At 74.0% G+C, this 19383-nt stretch carries 12 protein-coding genes; 4 read left to right on the top strand and 8 right to left on the bottom strand.

Annotation, left to right across the window (positions count from 1 at the left end; genetic code table 11):
• Positions 1–84: 84 nt before the first annotated feature.
• The 3 genes from ACWGKT_RS11260 (at position 85) to ACWGKT_RS11250 (ending at position 3238) form a co-directional block, all read left to right on the top strand.
• Positions 85–714, top strand: a complete 630-nt coding sequence (locus ACWGKT_RS11260; protein ID WP_453273361.1) for a hypothetical protein — start codon at positions 85–87, stop codon at positions 712–714.
• Positions 714–1787, top strand: a complete 1074-nt coding sequence (locus ACWGKT_RS11255; RefSeq protein WP_453273360.1) for a hypothetical protein — start codon at positions 714–716, stop codon at positions 1785–1787. Before ACWGKT_RS11260 ends, ACWGKT_RS11255 begins: the two co-directional genes overlap by 1 nt.
• Positions 1788–2302: 515 nt before the next feature.
• Complete coding sequence (locus ACWGKT_RS11250) at positions 2303–3238, top strand: anti-sigma factor RsbA family regulatory protein (protein WP_453273359.1); 936 nt, start codon at positions 2303–2305, stop codon at positions 3236–3238.
• 25 nt (positions 3239–3263) lie between these two features.
• Here the strand turns inward: ACWGKT_RS11250 and ACWGKT_RS11245 are convergent, their stop codons facing one another.
• From ACWGKT_RS11245 to ACWGKT_RS11225, 5 genes are all read right to left on the bottom strand, one after another.
• Positions 3264–4301 carry a rod shape-determining protein gene (locus tag ACWGKT_RS11245; protein WP_453273358.1) on the bottom strand — a complete coding sequence of 346 codons (1038 nt, stop codon included), beginning with the start codon at positions 4299–4301 and terminating at the stop codon, positions 3264–3266.
• A 210-nt stretch (positions 4302–4511) separates the two neighbouring features.
• Complete coding sequence (locus ACWGKT_RS11240; protein WP_453273357.1) at positions 4512–8339, bottom strand: SAV_2336 N-terminal domain-related protein; 3828 nt, start codon at positions 8337–8339, stop codon at positions 4512–4514.
• The gene (locus ACWGKT_RS11235; RefSeq protein ID WP_453273356.1) at positions 8329–9366 is read right to left on the bottom strand and encodes an AAA family ATPase; all 1038 of its coding nucleotides are present in this window, start codon (positions 9364–9366) and stop codon (positions 8329–8331) included. The genes ACWGKT_RS11240 and ACWGKT_RS11235 overlap by 11 nt, the downstream gene beginning before the upstream one ends.
• 25 nt (positions 9367–9391) lie before the next feature.
• The gene (locus ACWGKT_RS11230) at positions 9392–11053 is read right to left on the bottom strand and encodes a VMAP-C domain-containing protein (protein ID WP_453273355.1); all 1662 of its coding nucleotides are present in this window, start codon (positions 11051–11053) and stop codon (positions 9392–9394) included.
• Positions 11050–11448: a CU044_2847 family protein gene (locus tag ACWGKT_RS11225; protein ID WP_453273354.1), complete on the bottom strand. Its 399-nt coding sequence runs from the start codon at positions 11446–11448 to the stop codon at positions 11050–11052. The genes ACWGKT_RS11230 and ACWGKT_RS11225 overlap by 4 nt, the downstream gene beginning before the upstream one ends.
• 214 nt (positions 11449–11662) lie before the next feature.
• Between ACWGKT_RS11225 and ACWGKT_RS11220 the strand changes: the two genes are divergently transcribed.
• Positions 11663–15295, top strand: coding sequence for a S8 family serine peptidase (locus ACWGKT_RS11220; RefSeq protein WP_453273353.1), 3633 nt, complete (start codon positions 11663–11665; stop codon positions 15293–15295).
• 21 nt (positions 15296–15316) lie between these two features.
• Here the strand turns inward: ACWGKT_RS11220 and ACWGKT_RS11215 are convergent, their stop codons facing one another.
• The 3 genes from ACWGKT_RS11215 to ACWGKT_RS11205 all read right to left on the bottom strand — a co-directional run bounded on the left by ACWGKT_RS11215 (position 15317) and on the right by ACWGKT_RS11205 (position 19297).
• On the bottom strand, positions 15317–16663 hold the full coding sequence (locus ACWGKT_RS11215) for a carboxyl transferase domain-containing protein (protein WP_453273352.1): 1347 nt from the start codon (positions 16661–16663) through the stop codon (positions 15317–15319).
• Positions 16656–18113, bottom strand: coding sequence for an acyl-CoA synthetase (locus tag ACWGKT_RS11210; protein ID WP_453273351.1), 1458 nt, complete (start codon positions 18111–18113; stop codon positions 16656–16658). Before ACWGKT_RS11210 ends, ACWGKT_RS11215 begins: the two co-directional genes overlap by 8 nt.
• Positions 18114–18238: 125 nt before the next feature.
• Positions 18239–19297, bottom strand: coding sequence for a MerR family transcriptional regulator (locus tag ACWGKT_RS11205; protein WP_453273350.1), 1059 nt, complete (start codon positions 19295–19297; stop codon positions 18239–18241).
• Positions 19298–19383 lie beyond the last annotated feature (86 nt).

Genomic DNA, 19383 nt, shown 5'->3' with positions numbered 1-19383 from the left:
CTTACACCCCACCGATAGCTTTGGTTCGCTTGCGTAATCACCCATCCCAGAGGGAGTCACAAAGTGAACCGCCCCGCCCGGCTCGTGACGGCCGCGCTCACCGCAACCGCGGCCCTGCTGCTGACCGCCTGTGGCTCGGGGGGAGGCGATGACTCGTCGTCAGACAAGATCAAGGGTGCGGACGGCGGCGGCGGGAAGGCCTCGGGGGGCCCGTCCGCCTCGGACTCGCCGGGCGGCGCCGGGCGGCCGGCGATCACGTTGCCCAAGGAGTTCCAGGCGGACTTCTTGAGCTGGACGAACAGTGACCCGAAGCTGCGGGCGATTTTGAACGACGGTCGTGAGGAGCTGCGCTCGGAGTATGCGGCGGTCATCCAGGCTGACCCGAACTCCGAGGCGGTCGCGTTCTACAACTCGGATGCCACCCTGCCGGGCGCCCGTAAGTGGATCAAGCAGTTCATCGACGACGGCGAGACTCTGATCGGCAAGGTCACGGTCTTCAAGCCGCAGGTGCACATCAACGACAGCGGCTCGGGCGTGCTCTTCTACTGCGTCGACGAGCGCAAGGCATCCACGAAGAACCGTAAGACCAGCAAGATCACGACCACCCCGAACACGAACGAGCACGTACTGCAGTACCGCACCAGACTGGAAAAGACCGCGCAGGGCGTATGGAAACTCGTGTCCGTGAGCGTGGTGCCGGGAGCGTGCGGCTGATGCGTGTCGCAGCGAAGGCGTCGATCCTCCTGACCGCATCGGTCTGTGCCCTGGTCCTGTCATCGACCGGCGCATACGGCGTCGGGGACGAGAACAACCGGGCACCGTCCTCGCCCAACGGCCCCTCCGGCGGCGCCTCCGACGGCACGCTCACCGCCTCGGCCACCACCACCCGTATCAAGATCACGCAGGTCAGCGGCGGCTCGTCCGGCAAGTCGAGCAAGCCGCTCGCCGCCGTGGACCCCAACTGGGTGCCGCCGGCCTGCTGGTACGAGCCCGTGGCGACGCCCCAGCAGCTCAAGGACGCCGTGGGGCGGCTCAAGAAGGGCGGCGACCTGGTGCCCGTCACGCCCACGCTCAGCTGGGGCGAGGAGCTGATGGTGGATCACTACGAGAAGGGCACGGCGGAGACCGACAGCGGCGAGGGCTACAAGGACTACAACGTCGGCAAGGACGGCATGTTCTGGCGCGGCGTGATCAACAAGAACCGGGAGAACGACCCCGCGTCGTACGACTGCGAGCGCACCCTGTTCTGGCAGAACGCCAACACCCTGCCCCAGGACAAGCACGCCCCCACCCCGGACGTCCTCGCCGCCTACGCGTACGACAAGATCGACGTCCCGTCGACCGAGATCGAGTTGAAGCCGACGGTCAGGTCGACCGTGAAGGTGCCGACCTGGGTCTGGCTGGACAAGGCCACCTTCAAGGACGTCAAGGTCCGTGCCGAGCTGCCGAACGCGGGCGTGTGGGCGGAGACGACCGCCAAGCCGGTCGCCCTGCACCTGAATCCCGGCACGGCCGACGCCGAGACCATCCCGGCTTCCGGCGACTGCAGGATCAACGACGACGGCTCGATCGGCACCCCCTTCACCAAGGGGTCCGCCGACAAGACGCCGCCGTGCGGCATCCGTTACCTGCGCGCGAGCGGCGGGCGGCCGTACCAGCTGAAGGCGTCGATCACCTGGCAGATCTCCTGGGAGGGCTCCGGCGGCGCGAAGGGCGACCTGCCGGACGGCACCTTCGAGACCACGCAGGACATGACGGTCCAGGAGATCCAGGCCGTCAACCGCTAGCCCGGGCCAGGTTCCTGAACGGTCCGTCACACCAGGGCGTGCCATGGGGTCCGTCTCCTCCTGTGGGAGGAGACGGACCTCGCCGTGTTCCTGCCCGAGAGGCATGGCCGGAGCCTCCGTGGGCACGATGTGCCACACCGGGCCGAGGTCGAGGCTTGGTGGACGAAGCGCGAACGAGTTCCTGGGAGGGCGTCATGGACCGTCGGATCCGTGTGCGTGTCAGCCGTCGGCCCGCCGCTCCCCGCGGGCAGGAGATCGACCGCAGGACGCCTTCGGGGCGGATCCTGCCGTACTGAGCCGCCGTACCCGGGCCGCGTCTACACCCTGTAGGGGCAGCGGGGGCGCGTCGCGGATTCCGGGATCGGGGAGGGATGCGGGCGGCCCGGACGGGGCACTCGTGTCCCTGGAGGACCAAAGAGACGGCGTGGGCATGCTCCCGGCCATGCGAGGAGTCCGGGGAGGCCCGCCGGAAGAGACGCAGCGACGCTTCGCGAGGTGATCGAGGTGTGGAGGTCATGACCGCCGCGCCGGGTACGTTCGTCCACCCTGCCCTGTTCTACGGCGACGAGCGGGAGTACCTGGCCGGCACGGTGCCCTTCGTGCGCGACGGGCTGGCCGCCGGTGAACCCGTGGCGGTGGCGGTGCCCGCCGAGAACCTGGGCCTGATCAGGGCCGAGCTGGGCGCGGACGCCGCGTCCGTACGGCTCCTCGACATGCGGGAGGCCGGACGCAACCCAGGCCGGATCATCCCCGGCGTGCTGCGGGCCTTCGCCGACGCGCAGCCGTCCGGCCGCCGCGTGCGCATCGTCGGCGAGCCGATCTGGGCGGGCCGCACGAGCGCCGAGTACCCGGCCTGCGTCCAGCACGAGGCGCTGATCAACGCGGCGTTCCGGGGCCGCGAGGTGACCATCCTGTGCCCGTACGACATCGTCCGCCTCGACACCCGGGTGCTCTCCGACGCGTACGCCACGCACCCCGTCGTCATCCCGTCCGGCTCCCTCGGCCGACAGGACAGCGGGGCGTACGCCCCCGAGCGCATCGTCGCCCGCTACAACGAGCCGCTGCCGCCCGCGCCGCACGCGCTGTCGTTCGTCTTCGACGACGCCTCCCTCGCCCACGTCCGGCACCGCGCCACCGGCGCGGCGGGCCGCTTCGGCCTGTCCGGTGTCCGGCTCTACGACCTGGCGCTGATCGTGGCCGAGCTGACCACCAACAGCGTGGTGCACGGCGGTGGTTCGGGCACGCTCGGGCTGTGGACGGAGGCCGGGTACGTGGTGTGCGAGGTGCGCGACGAGGGGTGCCTGACGGATCCGCTGGCGGGCCGTCGCCCCGCCGCCCGCGACCAGCGCGGGGGACGCGGCCTGCTGCTGGTCAACCAGATCGCCGACCTCGTGCGGGTGCACACGGGCGGACCTGGGACCACGATCCGTTGCTACCTCGCGCGGACCTGACCCCGGGGGCGGGGGACCTACGAGGTCAGGCGGCCAGCGGGTCCAGTACGAGCGGCTCGATCTTGCCCTCCAGCATGGCGCCGATGCCCTGAACGGCGCACACGTCGGGCCGTTCCGCGATGGTGACAGGCATGCCGGTCGCCCGGCGCAGCATCTGGTCGAACCCGGGGAGCAGGGCGGAACCGCCCACCATCATGATCCCGCGGTCGGCGAGGTCGGCCACCAGGTCGGGCGGGCAGCCCCGCAGCACCTTGCCGATGCCGTCGAGGACCGCCGTCAGCGGGGCCTGGATGGCCTCACGCACCGCGGCGGTGTCGACCAGCACGGAGCGGGCGAGCCCGGTGGCCACGTCCCGGCCATGGATCTCCGTGGACGTCGGCCCCTGCGCGGTGAGCCCGGTCCCGGACAGCGCGAGCTGCAGGGGACGTACGGACTGGCTGGGCAGCATGAGCTCGTGCTCGTGCCGCAGGTACTGCACGATCGCGTGGTCGACGGCCTCACCGCCCACCGAGATCCGCTGGGCGGTGACGACCGACCCCAGCGACAGGACGGCGACCTGGGTGGCGGCCGCCCCGCACACGATGAGCATCGTGCCCTCGGGGCGTTCGACCGGGAGCCCGCAGCCGACGGCCGCCGCGATGAGCGTGTCGACGAGCTCGACCCGCCGTGCCCCGAGCCCGACGAGCGTCTCGATGGTCGCCCGCTGGGCCAGCGGATCGGCGTCGTGCGGGGTGCAGGCGGCGGCGCGCAGCCGGGGCTTGCGGCGCAGGCTGCGGCGCATCTTGTCGCCGAGCAGCTGGCGCAGCATGCGCTGGGCCATCTCGATGTCGACGACGGTGCCGCCGGACACCGGCCGCACCACGCGGATGTAGTCGGGCGTGCGGCCCGTCATCTGCTCCGCGAACTCACCGACCGCGATGAGCGCGCCGGTACGGGTGTTCACGGCGGCGACGGACGGCTGGTCCACGACCAGACCGGCGCCCTTGACGTAGACGCGGGTCCGGGCCGCACCCAGATCCACGGCGAAGTGGCAACGGCGCAACTGCTCCAGACTGACGGTCACGGCAGATCCTCCCGAGTGCGCAGGCCGTGGGGGTGCCGCCGGATGGCGGGCCTTTTCTTCATCCTCCGGGGGCGGTCGGGGGAGCGCCTTCTGGAGGGGGCCGGGCGGGGTGCGGCCGAACGAGGGAAGTTCGCCGCGACACGCGGCGAGAGGCTCCACAAAACGCACCTGAGGGCTCCTGGATGTGCCTGGCCGCGGCGTGGGCCGTCGTCAGTGGGCGCGGGCCGCTTCGAGGAGCGGTTCGAGGGACGAGACGGTCACCTCGCTGCCCGCCTCGCGCAGGCGCTGACCCGTGGTGGCCGTGGTGGCGTACCCGACGAAACGGAGACCGAGCTGCTGGGCGGCGGTGAGCTCGGCGACCGAGGAGCTGATCAGGACGGCGGTGTGGTCCGCGGCGCCGGGCACGTCCAGGGCGCGCCGCAGGCAGTCGGGGTGCGGCATCAGCAGGCCGAGGTTCTCGCTGCGGCCGTGGATGCCGGCGAGGCGCAGGCCGTAAGGGTGCAGATAGCGGCGGACGGCCCGGTCGCACACGTCCGTCACCACACAGACGCGGCGGCCGGAGGCGAGCAGGGTCCGTACGAGCGCGACGGAGCGGTGGGTGGTGGGCGCGTCGGCCACCGCGCGCAGCTCGATGTCGTCGAGGCGCTCCCGTACCAGAGGTCCGAGCGGGTCCTGCGCGAGGGCGCGCAGCACGTCCAGCGGGTGCACGAGTCCCTCGCGCCCGGCCCCGCCCGTGACGGTCAGCGAGCGGCCCGCCAGCGCGTCCTCCGGGCGGCGGTTCTCGGCGACGACGGAGAGCAGGGAGAGCGCGGCCTCGCGCGCGGTCTGCGCCGAGAACAGGCGGGCGAGGGGACCGTCGAAGCCGATCAGCACGGTCTCGGCGTCGGTGAGGACGCCCGCCGCCGGACGGCGCGGCTCGGCCGGCCGCTCCGGAACCCGCACGGGCGCCCCCTGCGGGGCCAGGCGCACCGCGCAGGTCACCGACAGCCCCGGCACCGGCCAGGTGCGCAGCGCGGCGTTCACCGCGCGCTCGGCCGCGCCCGCGTGGCGCAGCGGGTGGCGGCGGGTGATGCCGGTCGCCACCTCGACCAGGTGCTTGCGCAGCAGCTCGGGAATGCGGGTGGTGTCCCCGCGTACGAAGGCGACCGGGTTGTCGACCTGCCAGGACAGGTTCGCGGCGGCGCTGAAGGTGCCCTTGCCGGAGCTCGGCAGGGACATTGTGTGACGGTCCTGGTACGGGGTGAGGTCGACCCAGTAGTACGTCTCCGGCCGGGGCGGGCGGGTGCCGTACGGCTGGACGGGGTTGAGCAGGGCGAGCCGGCCGTCGGGCCGGGTGTGGACGACGGCCGTGCGGCCCGGGGCGGGGACGCCGAGCTCGTGCAGGTCCCGGGTGATGAAGGGGCCCTGCACCAGGCCGCCCGCCTCGGACTCCTGAGCCGCCGGTGCCAGCGCGCAGTACCAGGCCACCGGCGGGGCGTCCGCGTCGCCGGCGGGCCGGTGCATCGGCAGGAACCGGTGGGACCCCTGTGCGGCGGAACTGGCCTTGAACTCCTCGTACACGGCCGGGGAGACGACGACCGAGGTACCGGTGTCCGGGCGGCGGCGCGGCTCCGGCAGGTCCGCGGGCGCGCCCGGCGCCTCCCAGAGCAGCACCCGCAGGCGCGGCCGGTCCGGCAGCCCGGCGAGGGTCTCCGGGAGCCCGCGCAGCATCGCGACCAGGACGGGCAGCAGATAGGCGGTGGGGTCGACGTGGACGAGGTAGCCGTTCGGGAGGACCTTCACCTCGTACTGGCGGGGCACGAGGGCGCCCCGGGAGAGCACCTCGTGGACCGCGTACTCCAGGGTGATGCGCGCTTCCGGGTGACCGGTCAGTTCGTCGGTCAGGAAGGCGACGGTGGAGCGGAGCCGCTCCGGATCGCCGCCGGAGCCGCCCGCCGCCCGATCGGGTTCGTCTCGGATGTCCCGAAGCCTGCGGTGCAGGGCTTCGAGCTCGACCCGCACCTCCCGGGCGGCCGGACCCGGAACCCCCTCCAGGGGCTCACCACGCCACAACTCCAGCGCCGTCTCGGCGAGTTCCCGACCACGCGCCAGGTCTCCGCCCGCGCGCACCCGCTCCGCCTCGGCGGCCAGACGGCGCACCCGGAACACATCGATGTCGTCGGGCCCGGACACCCGACCGAGGCGCAGGGCGCACGCGTCCCCGACGACCACGACGTCCGCCCCGAGGGCGTCCCGCAGCCGACCGAGGTGCAGGTCCAGCAGCTCAACGGACATCCCTCGCCCGAGCTCGCCCCAGACCCCGGCGGCCAGCTCGTCCCGCCCGACACTCTCACCCACACGCAGCAGCAACATGCACAGCAGCGCCTGTTCCGGGGGCCCTTCGACGGAGAGAGCCCGACCGCGCCGGGTCACCCGCACCGTACCGAGCAGGGAGAAGTTCAGGGTGTGCTCGCGGGGGGCCTGGGCCAGCCGCCGCATGCTCTCCGGTGTCACCGTCGCGAACGCCTCGTCGTGGGCGGCGGTTCCCGTGGGGGACGGGGTCGGGGTCAGGGCTTGGAACTCGCCCGGGGCCGCGCCCGCGCGGTCCTCGATCAAGCCGCCCATCCGGGCCAGGAGTTCGCTGGTGCGGCCGCGGGAGGAGCGGGGCAGGCCGCGCAGGAGGAGGTCGCGTACGCCCGGGCGGAAGGCGTACGAGCCCGGTGGTCCCGGGACGGCGCTGAGCATGCCGCTGAGGATGACCTCGGCCAGATGCTGCGGCCGGGGGTCCGGTTCGACCGCCCGCTGGACCAGCCTCATGACCGGAAGATCGGGGCGGCCGACGGCGAGGTGGCCGGCCAGGCGGAACGCCTCCGGGGACGCCTTCGCGCGAAAGCGCAGGACGAGCTCCTCGGGGGACAGTCGGGACACGTCGGTGCGGGGCTCCGTGTCCCAGGGGCGGCCCAACAGGGCGGCCGAGCCCGGGAATTCGGTGCCGCCGACGGACGCCACCAGCCCGGCCCAGTTGGCCAGCCACCCCGGCCCCGGTTCCAGCACGGGCAGCGGTACGGTCCCGTCGGCCACCCCCTCCTCGTACGGCGAGAAGGTCAGCGCCGCCGCCGGAGCCGCCGGAAACGGGGCCGAGAGCAGTCCCGGCGCGGCGGGCAGCGCGGTGTCGCGCCACAGGTGTTCCGGGAGCGGCTGGACCACCGCCAGGGGCATCAGGGCCGCCCAGCGGCGCAGGGTGCCGTACCAGGTGTCGCCCGCCGGGCCCTGCCGCCACTGCGGGCCCATGCAGTCGCTGATCAGCAGGGTGACGGTACGGCCGTCGGTCGGGGCGTGCGCGCCGCGCCCGCCCACCGTGCCGTCGGGTTCGGCGCGGTACGCGTCCACCGTGCGGAACACGCCCGACTGGGCCAGCGCCGTGCGCAGTTCGCGGATCAGCGGGCGCCAGACCGGCATCGTGGGACCGGTGTCGTACACCAGGTTCAGCCGCAGCCAGCGCTCCCGCGCGGGGCGCAGCACCGGCAGCCACCACTCGGGGCCCGCGCCCAGGCGGGCGATGCGGTCGACCGTCGCGTGTTCGTCGAGGCGGTGGCCGACGGGCGCGTCGATACGGCGCTTGAGCGGCCGCAGGGCGCGCTGCAGGCCCAGGGGGTGGCGCAGCATCGGCGGCGCGGGGGCCAGGAGCGAGGCGTAGGCGCCGGGGCGGGCGTCGGGGGTGGGCAGGTGGAGCGGGACGCGCGGGGAGGGGGGCGGGGGAGCCGAGGGTGCGGGCTCCGGCGGCGACTGCCGTACCGCGGGCGCGTCTGCCGTGGGTGCGGTCGCCTCGCCCGTCGCGGGCGGCTCCTCGGGTACGTCCTCCGGTGTCCCGTCCTGCGCCGAGGCCCCGTCGGCCACCGGCGCCCGCGACTCCTCGTCCGCGGGGGCCCGCATCCGGCCCGCCAGCCACAGCACCTCCGCCAGCTCGCGCGGCGTCGGGCGCGCGCCACCGCTCGCCCTGGCCAGGACGTCGGCCAGGCGCGCCAGTGGTTCCGGGAAGCCGGTCGGATCAGAAGGCATCGGTCTGGGGTGCCTCGCTGAGATACGGCATCAGCTGCTCCGCGAGGTCGTCCAGCGACTGAGGGCTCAGGTCCGAGGAGCGGGCCAGATAGATCGCGTTCAGCAGCTGGTCCGTGGCCAGTTCTCCGCCGCCGACCCGGGACAGGAAGCGGGTGATCAGCGTCCGGGCGTAGACGTCCGGCTCGCCCAGGTGCGCGCGGACGATCTCGGCGAGATGGCTGTCGTCGGGCTGGCGCAGCCGCAGCGTGACGCAGCGGCGCAGGAAGGCCGGCGGGAACTCGCGCTCGCCGTTGCTGGTCAGCACGACGAAAGGGAAGGCACGGCAGCGGACCCGGCCGTGCGCGACCGGGACGCGTTCGTGGGTGCCGTCGACCATGACCTGCGCCGAGGGGGTGTGCCGGGAGGCACGGACCAGCTCGGGGATCTCGAACTGGCCCTCCTCCAGGACGTTCAGCAGGTCGTTGGGCAGGTCCAGGTCGCTCTTGTCGATCTCGTCGATGAGGAGGGCGCGGGGCCGGGCGTAGGGCAGGAGGGCGGTGCCGAGGGGGCCGAGACGCAGGTGGTCCTCGATGCCCGACTCCGAGGCGGCGGCCGGTGCGCCCGGTGCGCCCGGTTCGACTGCCGCCGCCTGACGGGCCGCGTACAGGCGGGAGAGGGGGTCGTACTGGTAGAGGCCGTCGTGCAGGGCGCTGCGGCTGGTGATGTTCCAGCGCAGCACCGGACCGAGCCTCAGCTCCCGCGCCACCGCGTAGGCCAGGGAGGACTTGCCGGTGCCGGGCGGGCCCGTGACCAGCAGCGGGCGGCGCAGGTAGAGGGCCGCGTTGACCAGCTGGACCGTCTGCGGGGTGGCCTGGTAGGTCGCGGCGCGGTGGGTGCGGTCGGGCGAGGTCGCCGAGGTGTCCGCGGCGTCGGCCGGTGTCGCCAGCGCCGGGCCGCCGTCGAAGGCGCGCCAGGGCGGCGGCGCGGGCAGCTCGGTGACGGCGTCGTGCGGCTGCTTCGTGCCGGTGTACACGGGCCACAGGGGCATGGGTTTCTTCTCCGTGGGGGGTTGCTCAGGCGACGGGGGAGTGCAGGCTGGCCGCGGGTTCGGGGAAACAGTGCGGGGCGTCCCACAGGATCTGGACGTCCCTGGCCCAGTGCCGCTCCGGCTCGTCGTCCGCCTCCGCCTCCTCCCGCAACGCCTGGATGTGGCGGGGGAGTTCGGCGGGTGGGAGGCCGTCGACGTACGAGACGAGTCCGTCGAGGAACGTGCTGCCCGCGCAGGGCGTGCCGTGGTCGGCGCCGGGGCAGCCGCCGCGCGGCCACAGCAGCACCGGGACCGGGGTGTTCAGGGCGGCCTCGAAGTGGTCCGGTGCCGTGGCGGGCGCGGTGGCGTAACCCGCCAGGTCGGCGTCCTCGTCCCGGAGCCGTTTGCGCAGGCTGGGCGGCCGCTCCCGGCTGCAGCACTCGACCCGGTGCAGGGTCGGCGCTCCCTGGACCGTCCGTAACTTCTGCCACTTCTTGGTCAGTTGATGGCGCAGCCGGGCGCTGCGGTGCCGGGAGCGGTCCGCGACGACCAGCGGGTGGGCGCAGCCGAGGGGCGTGGAGTCGTCGGGGCCGCACTCCCAGTGCGCCACCGGTTCGTTCAGCCACTCGCGCGGCAGGACGAAGGTGATCAGCTCGTCGGCACCCGGCGCGAGCTGGGTGAACGCCTCGTCCACCCGCTCCTGGACGTAGGCCCGCACACCGGCGCGGGGCAGCCGGACCGCTCCGACCGGGCGGCGCAGCCCGTCGCGGTACGCGGACACCTCGACGGTGACCTGGTCGGCGCCGGCGCCGCTGCGGTCGAGCTCGACCAGGATCGGGGACCAGGAGGCGGCGGGCGCCGGGGGCGCGGACAGCAGTTCCGCCAGCCGGTCGGCGAACCTCGGCACCGCCTCGGGGTCCTCGACCTCCCAGTGCACGTACCCGGCCGCCGACGCCAGCGAGTCGAAGCCGTCCGGCGGCAGTGGCGGACCGAAGGGGCCCACGGCGTCGACGTACAGCCGGTCGGGGTCGCAGTCCAGTCCGGCGGCGGCCGCCCGCCGCACCAGCCCGTACAGCCGTCTCGTCGCGTCCCGGGTGCAGCCGTGGGCGGGCACGAGCTCGCCGAGGCCGTGCCAGTAGCGGGCCATCACCGTCGTGGGCAGCATCCGGCCGACCCGGATGCCGTGCTCGCCGGCGATCTGCGCGACCATGCCGACCACCCGGCCGTCCGGGAGGGCCACGGCCGCGCCGCTGAACCCGGCCGCCAGCGGCTGCCCGTGCGCCGTGGTGGCCTCCAGCTGCACCCACTCGTCGGAGATCAGCGTGGGCGCCAGCGCCCGGTACTGGGCCAGCACCCCCTCGTCGTACCCCTCGGGGAAGCCGTACGCGACCAGCGCCGGGGCGGGACGGGTGTGCTCCGCGCCGGGCGGCGCGAAACGGGCGGGGGTCAGGGGCACTTCGCGGGCCAGTTCGAGTACGGCCAGGTCGCCGGGGTCCTTCGGATCGCCCCGCCAGCCGCCGTGCACGGCGACGGTGGCCGGTACCTCGCCCAGCTCCCGGCTGTTCGGGAAGGACACGGTCACCGGTGCCACAGCACTGTCCCGCACGACATGGGCGCAGGTCAGCACCTTGCTGGGGGTCACCAGGAAGCCTGCCCCGGACACCGCGCCCCCGCACTCGATCCGGGCGTGCCAGGCAGCGCCGCTCATGACCGGGCGGCGGCCGGCTCCGGTTCCGCGCCGTCCGCGCCGTCCGGTGTCCCGTCCTTCGCGGACCAGCTGAGCTTGACCACCAGCTGCCCCTCCGCCGCTCCCTTGGCGATCACCGCACCGGCCTCCGCGCTCAGCTTCACCCCGAACTCCAGCTCCACCGAGTCGGGCCGCAGCGCGCCGTCCCGGAAGACCCGCAGCGCCGACTGGGCCGCCGAACGGACGCCCTCCAGGGCGCCCTCGAAGGTGCGGGTGGTCCGGTCGGCGAGTCCGTTGCCCGCCGGGTCGCCCGGTCCCTCGCCGCGGGAGACGAGGCGCGCCCCGGTCGCGGGGTCCGCGGTCTCCACGACGACGACGGCGCCGTCCTCGGTCTTGAATTCCACCAGCCTGGCCATGCCGCCGCTCGCTCCCCCGTGGTTCTGATGCCGGATCAACTCCATTGTTGCCCACGGTGACTGGCGGTGTCCCGGGTTCTCCGCGCCGTTCGCCGGGGGCGTTGGCGGAAACCCGACGGGGCGCCTTCCCGCCAGGCCCGCTCAACTCCCTTGTCGCGCAAGCCCCGTGAAACTCTTCGCAGTACTCGGCGCACTCGACTGAGAAGAGGCGTGGATGACCAGAGGATCAGCCGGACGAGGAGCGACCGGGGTGACCGTCCTGTCGGCCGGGCTCGTACTCGCCCTGCTGCCGGCTCTCCCGGCGGCCGGCACACCCACCCCAGCACCCGGCTCCCTACGCACCTCCGCCCCCGACTCCGCGCGCACCACCGTCACCCTCGTCACCGGCGACAAGGTGACCGTCACCGACCTCGGGCACGGGAAGCGGACGGTCACCGTGGACCGGCCGCCGGGGGCCCGCGGGGCGGTGCGGACCGAGGCGAGCGGCGGCGACATCACCGTCGTACCGGACGAGGCGCTGCCGTACCTGTGGGCCGGCACCCTGGACCGGCGGCTGTTCGACGTGAGCGGGCTGATCCGGCAGGGGCTCGCCGACGGGAAGACCGACACGCTGCCGCTGATCGTGACGTACGGCAAGGGCGCACGGGCGATCACCCCGCGCGGCGCCGAGCGGACCCGGCCCCTGCCCAGCCTGCGCGGGGCCGCCGTCTTGGCGGACAGGGGCCGGACCTTCTGGCGGTCGTTCACCCGGCACGGCGGCCTGGACAAGGTCTGGCTGGACGGACGCGTCAAGGCCGACATGGCCGAGAGCAACGCGCAGATCGGCACGCGGGCCGCCTGGGACGCCGGGCTGACCGGCAAGGGCGTCACCGTCGCGGTCCTCGACACCGGCGTCGACCTCGGCCACCCCGACCTCGCGGAGCGGGTGTCCGCCACCAAGAGCTTCATCGAGGGGCAGGAGGTCGCCGACCGCAACGGCCACGGCACCCACGTCACCTCCACCGTCGGCGGCAGCGGAGCCGCCTCCGACGGCCGGGAGCGGGGCGTCGCGCCCGGCGCCACGCTCGCGGTCGGCAAGGTGCTCAGCGACCAGGGTTCGGGCAGTGAGTCCCAGATCATCGCCGGCATGGAGTGGGCGGCGCGGGACGTGCACGCCCGGATCGTCTCGATGAGCCTCGGCTCGACGGAGGCCAGCGACGGGACCGATCCGATGGCCGAGGCCCTGAACACCCTCTCGAAGGAGACGGGCGCCCTCTTCGTCGTCGCCGCCGGGAACACCGGTGCCCCCTCCTCCATCGGCTCGCCCGGCGCCGCCGACGCGGCCCTCACCGTCGGCGCGGTGGACGCGGACGACCGCGCCGCCCACTTCACCAGCGCCGGCCCCCGGTACGGCGACAACGCCCTGAAGCCCGACCTGTCCGCCCCCGGCGTCGACATCCTCGCCGCCCGCTCCCAACTCCTGCCCGGCAGCGGCTACTACACCTCCATGAGCGGTACGTCCATGGCGACCCCGCACATCGCCGGGGTCGCCGCCCTGCTCGCCGAGGAGCACCCCGACTGGACCGGCGCCCGGCTCAAGGACGCGCTGATGTCGACGTCGAAGCGACTCGACGAGTCGGCCTATGTGCTGGGGGCGGGCCGGGTCAGCGTCCCCGACGCGGTGACCGCGAAGATCACCGCGACCGGCAGCGCCGACCTGGGCTTCCACAGCTGGCCCTACGACGCCGACAAGCCCGTCACCAGGACCGTCACCTACGCCAACTCATCCGCTTCCGACATCGAGTTGTCGCTGTCCGTCCAGGGCGGACCCGACGGAGTCGCCACCCTCGCCGACACCACCCTCACCGTCCCCGCGCACGGCACCGCGTCGACGACGGTCACCGGCGACGGATCGAAGGCGCCGGTCGGCACCACCAGCGGGCAGATCGTGGCTGCCGTCGCCGGAACGCCCGTCGCCCACACCGTCTTCGGGCTGGTGAAGGAGGAGGAGCGGTACACGCTCACCGTCCACGTCCTGGACCGGGACGGCGCCCCCACCGCCGCCGACCTCACCGTGCAACGGCTCGCCGTGCGGGAAGACCCCTTCCCCGCCCACGTCGGCGACTTCGGCACTCTGAAACTGCGACTCCAGCCGGGCACGTACACCCTGGCCTCCTTCCTCGACGTGCGCGGCAGCCACGGCGCCGACTCCCTCGGGCTCGGCTTCCTCGCCGCCCCCGAGATCACCCTCGACCGGGACCGCGACATCACCCTGGACGGGCGCACGCTGCGCGAGGTGAAGGCGCGGGTCGAGCGGCGCACCGAGACCCGGCAACTGCTCATGGAGTACGACCGGAAGGCGAACGGCGCCGACCTGTTCGGCGCGGTCCAGGTCCCCCTCACCTACGACAGCGTCTTCGCCGCGCCCACCGGTGAGGTCACCCGGGGCTCCTTCGAGTACCGGACCGTCTGGCGGCTCGGCAAGCCGCTCCTGCGGGTCAGGGGGGTCGGCGAGGCGGTCGTCCAGCCCGGCGGCACGCTCACCGAGGGGCACACGCGGCTGCCGCTGGTCGACGTCGGCGACGGCCCCGTCTCCGGCGTTGCGGGCAAGGCCGTCCTCGCGCACCTCGCCGACGGCGCCGATCCGGCCGCCCTCGCCCAGGCCGCGCAGGACGCGGGCGCCAAGGCGCTGTTCGTGACGGACGACGCGCCCGGCCGGCTGATGGCCTGGTGGGGCACGGACGACAACGCCGACCGGCCGCTGCCGATCGCCACGTTGAACGCGGCCGACGCGGCACGGCTGCGGGCCGCCGGACAGGCCGACATGACGGGGACGCGCAACTCGCCGTACATGTACGACCTTTCCGAAGGACACCAGGGAGCGATCCCGGACCGCGACCTCACCTACGCGCCCTCCGCCCGCCGACTGGCCGCGCTCAAGGTGCGGTTCCACGCGGCACGGCCGATGAGCGGCGGCGAGTTCCGCTACTCCCTCACCGACACCTTCCCGCTCGGCCTCGGCTTCCAGGAACACGTCGACTACCCGGCCGAGCGCACCGACTACGTCTCCACCGGCCCCGGTCAGCTGTGGCACGAGTCCGTGGCGGTCGGCGACGGCACGCTGGAGGAGCGGAGCGGGCTGGTGCGCTACACCGGCGGGTCGAGTCCGACGCTGAACTGGTTCAAGCCGGTCTGGCACCCGTGGCTGGGCACCGGGCTCGGCTGGGGGCAGCAGCGTGCCGGGAATCAGATCCAGCTCAACACCCCCGGCTGGGGCGACTCCGGGCCCGACCACACCGGGTTCGGCGACGTGTGGAGCGACGACAGCGGGATGAGCCAGGAGACGGCGGTGTACCTGGACGGCACCCTCGTCGACCGGCGCAAGAGCTCCGGGGTCTACGTCTGGGACGCGCCCGCCGACGAGCACACCTACAAGGTGGTCACCGACACCGCGCTGGACGCCGACCGCTGGGGGCCGGCCACCCGTGGCCACACCGAGTGGACCTTCCGGTCGGCGGCGACCCCCGAGGACCGCTGGACGTATCTACCGCTGGTCAACCTCGCCTTCGACGTCGACACCGACCTCGCGGGCGGCGTGCGGGGCGGGAGCCGGGTGCCGGTCGGGCTGTCCGCGCAGTACGTGGCGAACGCGTCCGGCACCGGCACCCTCGGCGGCGGGAAGCTGGAGGTGTCGTACGACGACGGCACCACCTGGCGGCCCGTACGGCTCACCGGCCGGGCGGCCTCCTGGCACGGCACCCTGACCGTGCCGCGCGACGCCCGATACGTGTCCCTGCGGGCCTCGGCCGGTGACGACCGGGGCGGTTCGGTGACGCAGGAGGCGATCCGGGCGATCGGCGTGCAGTAGCCGCGCCTGGGGCGGAGCCGCTCAGGGGTGGTCCTCGACGTCCTGGATGCCCCGGATCACCCCCAGCTCCACCAGGTCCTGCGGCCGGATACGGAGCTGGTCCGCCGTCGCCTCCGCCTCCCGCGGCGGGCGCTTGAGGATCGCGGCGGCCAGCTCCGGCGCGATCACCGAGAAGTAACTGTCGGGCGTGGCCCAGGTGTTGCCGGGAGCGGCCAGCGCCAGCGCCCCGCCCGAGCCGCCCTCGCCGATGACCAGCGTGGTGATCGGGGTACGGGCGGCGGCCACCGCCCCGAACAGCTCCGCGATCGCCGGTCCCGCCCCCTGCCGCTCCGCCTCGGCGTCATTGGCGGCACCCGGCGTGTCCACCAGCGTCAGCACCGGTATCCCGAGCCGGTCCGCCAGCCGGATCAGCCGGGCGGCGGTGCGGTAGCCGGCCGGCCGGGTCGCCGCCCCGGTCTGCGCGGCGTAGGCGACGGTCCGTCCGTCCCGTTCGCCGAACCCGCACAGCATCCCGTCCGGATCGGCCCCGCCGCACCGGTCGCCCACCAGGGCGGCGCGCCGGGTGAAGTAGGCGTCCAAGTAGGCGTGCGCCCGGGGCCGTTCGGGGGAGCGGGCGCGCAGGACGGCCTCCCAGCCGGTGGCCGGCAGGCCGGTGGCGCCGAGGGCGTGGGGCGGGGGCGCCGCCTCGGCCGGTGCGGTCAGCAGCCGCAGCCACAGCCCCACCGTCTCCCTGAGCCGCTCCGGCGGGAGCACCGCGTCCGCCGAGCCCGCCGTCACCTGGGCCTGTGCCGTGTAGGCCGCGGGGTCCGCGTCGGCCGGGCGGACCCGGGAGCCCGCGAAGCCGACCTGGGCACCGGGGAGGGCGAGGGTGATGTCGGCGCCGGCGCCCAGGGTGGCCCAGCCGCCGCCCGTGGTCGGGTCGCGCAGGACGGCGATCTGGGGCAGGCCCGCCTCGCGGGTGAGCGCCGACTGGCGGGCCACGCGCTGCAGTTGGGTCAGGGCGAACATGCCCTCCTGCATCCGGCTGCCGCCGGTCGCGACCAGCGGGACCACCGGCAGCCGGTGTGCGCGGGCGTGGATGTACGCGGCCTCCAGACGGTCGCCGGTGCGCTCGCCGAGCGAGCCGCCGAGGAAGCCGAACTCGAAGGCGATCAGCACGGCCCGGGTGCCCTCCACGCTCGCCGTGCCGCAGACGACGGACTCCTCCTCGCCGGTGCGGTCGGTGGCACGGGCGCGCGAGGCGTCGTAGCCCTGCCAGGAGATCGGGCCGTCCGGCTTGGACTCCCGGGCCGGGGCCGGGAGTTCGGTGAAGGTCGAGGCGTCGCAGAGCGACGTCAGTATCTGGCGCGCCGACAGTCGCTCAGGCATCGCCCAGCGCCCGCTTCATGATCTTCCCCATGTCGTTGCGGGGGAGGGCGTCCAGGTGGCGGACCACCCGCGGACGCTTGTGCGGGGCCAGCCGGCCCGCCACATGGGCGGCCAACTCCTCGACTCCGGGCGGCGATTGCGGGTCCGCCGGCACGATCCAGGCCACGATCCGCTCGCCGAGGTCGGCGTCCGGCTCCCCGGTGACGGCCGCCTCGCGCACCGCCGGGTGCTCCAGCAGCGCGTTCTCGATCTCCCCGGCCCCGATCTTGTAGCCGCCGCTCTTGATCAGGTCGGTGGCCTTGCGGCCGACGATGCGCACGTACCCGTCGGGCTCGCGCACCGCCATGTCCCCCGTGCGGAACCAGCCGTCGGCGGTGAAGGCGGCGGCGGTGGCGTCGGGACGGTTCAGGTACTCGGTGAACAGGTTCGGGCCGCGCACCTGGATCTCGCCGACGGTCTCCCCGTCGTACGCCCCGAGCGGCGTCCCGTCCTCCTCCACCAGCCGCAGCTCCACGCCCGGCAGCGGCACGCCGACCGTCCCGGCGCGTGCCTCGCCGTCGGCCCGGACGCTGGTGTTCATCAGCGTCTCCGTCATGCCGTACCGCTCGATCACCCGCTGTCCGGTCGCGGCCAGGATCCGCCGGTGGTCGTGCACGGGCAGCGCGGCCGACCCGGAGACCAGCAGCCGGGCCAGGCCCAGCGCCTTGGCCAGCTCCGGGTCGGTGGGCAGGGCCTCGGCGATGCGGTGGTACATCGTCGGCACCCCGAACAGCATGGTCGCGCCGTCCGTCAGCTCGCGGGTCACGCCCTCGGTGCCGAACCGGCCGAGGTGCCGCACCGAACCGCCGCGCCGCAGCGGTCCCAGGACGCCGAGCACCAGCCCGTGCACATGGAACAGCGGCAGCCCGTGCACCAACACGTCGTCGGCGGTCCACTGCCAGGCGTCGGCGAGCGCGTCCAGGGTCGTGGCGACCGCCCGGCGCGGGATGACCGCGCCCTTGGGCGGGCCGGTGGTGCCGGAGGTGTAGACGATCAGGGCCGGGTCGCCCTCGGCCGCACGGTTCTTCGGCACGGCACCGGTGCCGCGCGCGTCCACGTCGACGTCGACCCGCTCCACCCCGGCCAGCGGGGCCGGAAGCTCGGCACCCGGCGCCGCCAGCACCAGGGAGGGCGCGCTGTCGGTGAGGATGTGCGCGAGTTCCTTCGCGCCCGACTTGGGGTTGAGCGGCACCGCGGCCACCCCGGCGAGCAGCACGCCCACCACCGCCACGGCCGTCTCCAGCTCCGGCGTGGCCCACACGGCCACCCGGTCCGCGCCCCGCACCCGGGCGGCCACCGCGCCCGCCGCGCCCGCGAGCTCCCCGTACGTCAACGACCGCTCACCGTCACCGAACCTCAGGGCGACCTGTTCGCCCGGACCACCCACCAGGGCCGGAAAGAGGGAGGACACGCGGTGCTCCTTAGCTGTCGAAAAGCGCTGGGGACGACACCACCCTTCCTACACCAGGTACCGCCTCCCCATGCCAGTGATCGGCTGGGAGCCGGGTCGCAGTCCGCTGGAGGACCCGCCTCCGCTCACGCCGCCTCCACCACGTCCGCCACCACACAGCTCACGTTGTCGGGGCCGCCGGCCGCGTTCGCCTCCGCGATCAGGGTGCGGACCGCGGTGTCCGGGGCCGGGGCGGCGGACAGGAGCCGGGTGATCCGGTCGTCCGGTACGACGCCGGACAGGCCGTCGGAGCACAGCAGGTACCGGTCGCCGGGCAGGGCGTCGTGCAGTTTCAGGTCCGGGGTGGTGGGGGCGCCGCCCCAGAGCGCCTTGAGCAGCAGGGCGCGCTGTGGATGGGCGGTGGCCTCCTCCGGGGTGAGCCGTCCCTCGTCGATCATCGACTGGACGACCGTGTGGTCGTGGGTGATCAGGAACAGGCCGCCGTCGCGCAGCAGGTACGCGCGGGAGTCGCCGATGTGGACGAGGGCCAGCCGGGAGCCCGTCCACAGCAGCGCGGTCAGCGTGGTGCCGATGTCCTCGCTGCCGCCGGCCACGTCCTGGACGGCTTGGCTCGCGCCCTGCACGGCGTCCTCCAGCAGTTTGAGCACACTGCCTGCCGGGAGCTCCTCGCTCTCCAGGAACTTCAGCGCCTCCACGGCGGCGCTGCTCGCGGGTGCTCCGGCGGGGCCGCACCCGTCGGCCACGGCGAGCAGGCGGGTGCCCGCGTACGCGGTGTCCTGATTGGCGGGCCGTACGCGCCCGATGTCGGAGTGGGCGCAGGAACGCAGTTCCAGCATGGCGGTGTCCTTCCTCGACTCTGCGGTCAGATGGTCGACGAGGAACGCGGCCAGGTCGCGCCGCACGGCCGTCTCCCGCTCGACCCGCGCCCAGTGGGCACGGATCTCCCGGGCGGCCGCCGCGGGCGGCAGCGCGCACACCTGCCGGATCGAGGCCAGCGGCATCCCCAGCCGCCGCAGCCACGCCACCAGCCGTGCCCGCTCCAGCTGCTCCACCGCGTAGTAGCGGTACCCGGTGTCCGGGTCGACCCGCGCGGGCCGCAGCAGCTCCAGCTCGTCGTACAGCCTGAGCGCCTTCGGCGACAGCCGGCACGCCTTCGAGAAGGCCCCGATCGTCAGCAGCTCCATGCGCCGCCACCCCCGTACGTCCGCTCGTCGTTCCGCCACCGATGCTGGGGCCTCACCAAAGGTGAAGGTCAAACCCGTTGGATCGG

The organism is Streptomyces sp. NPDC054794, assembly GCF_053611585.1.
The sequence above is the reverse complement of the archived record's forward strand: the minus strand, read 5'-3'. Positions and strand labels throughout refer to the sequence as shown.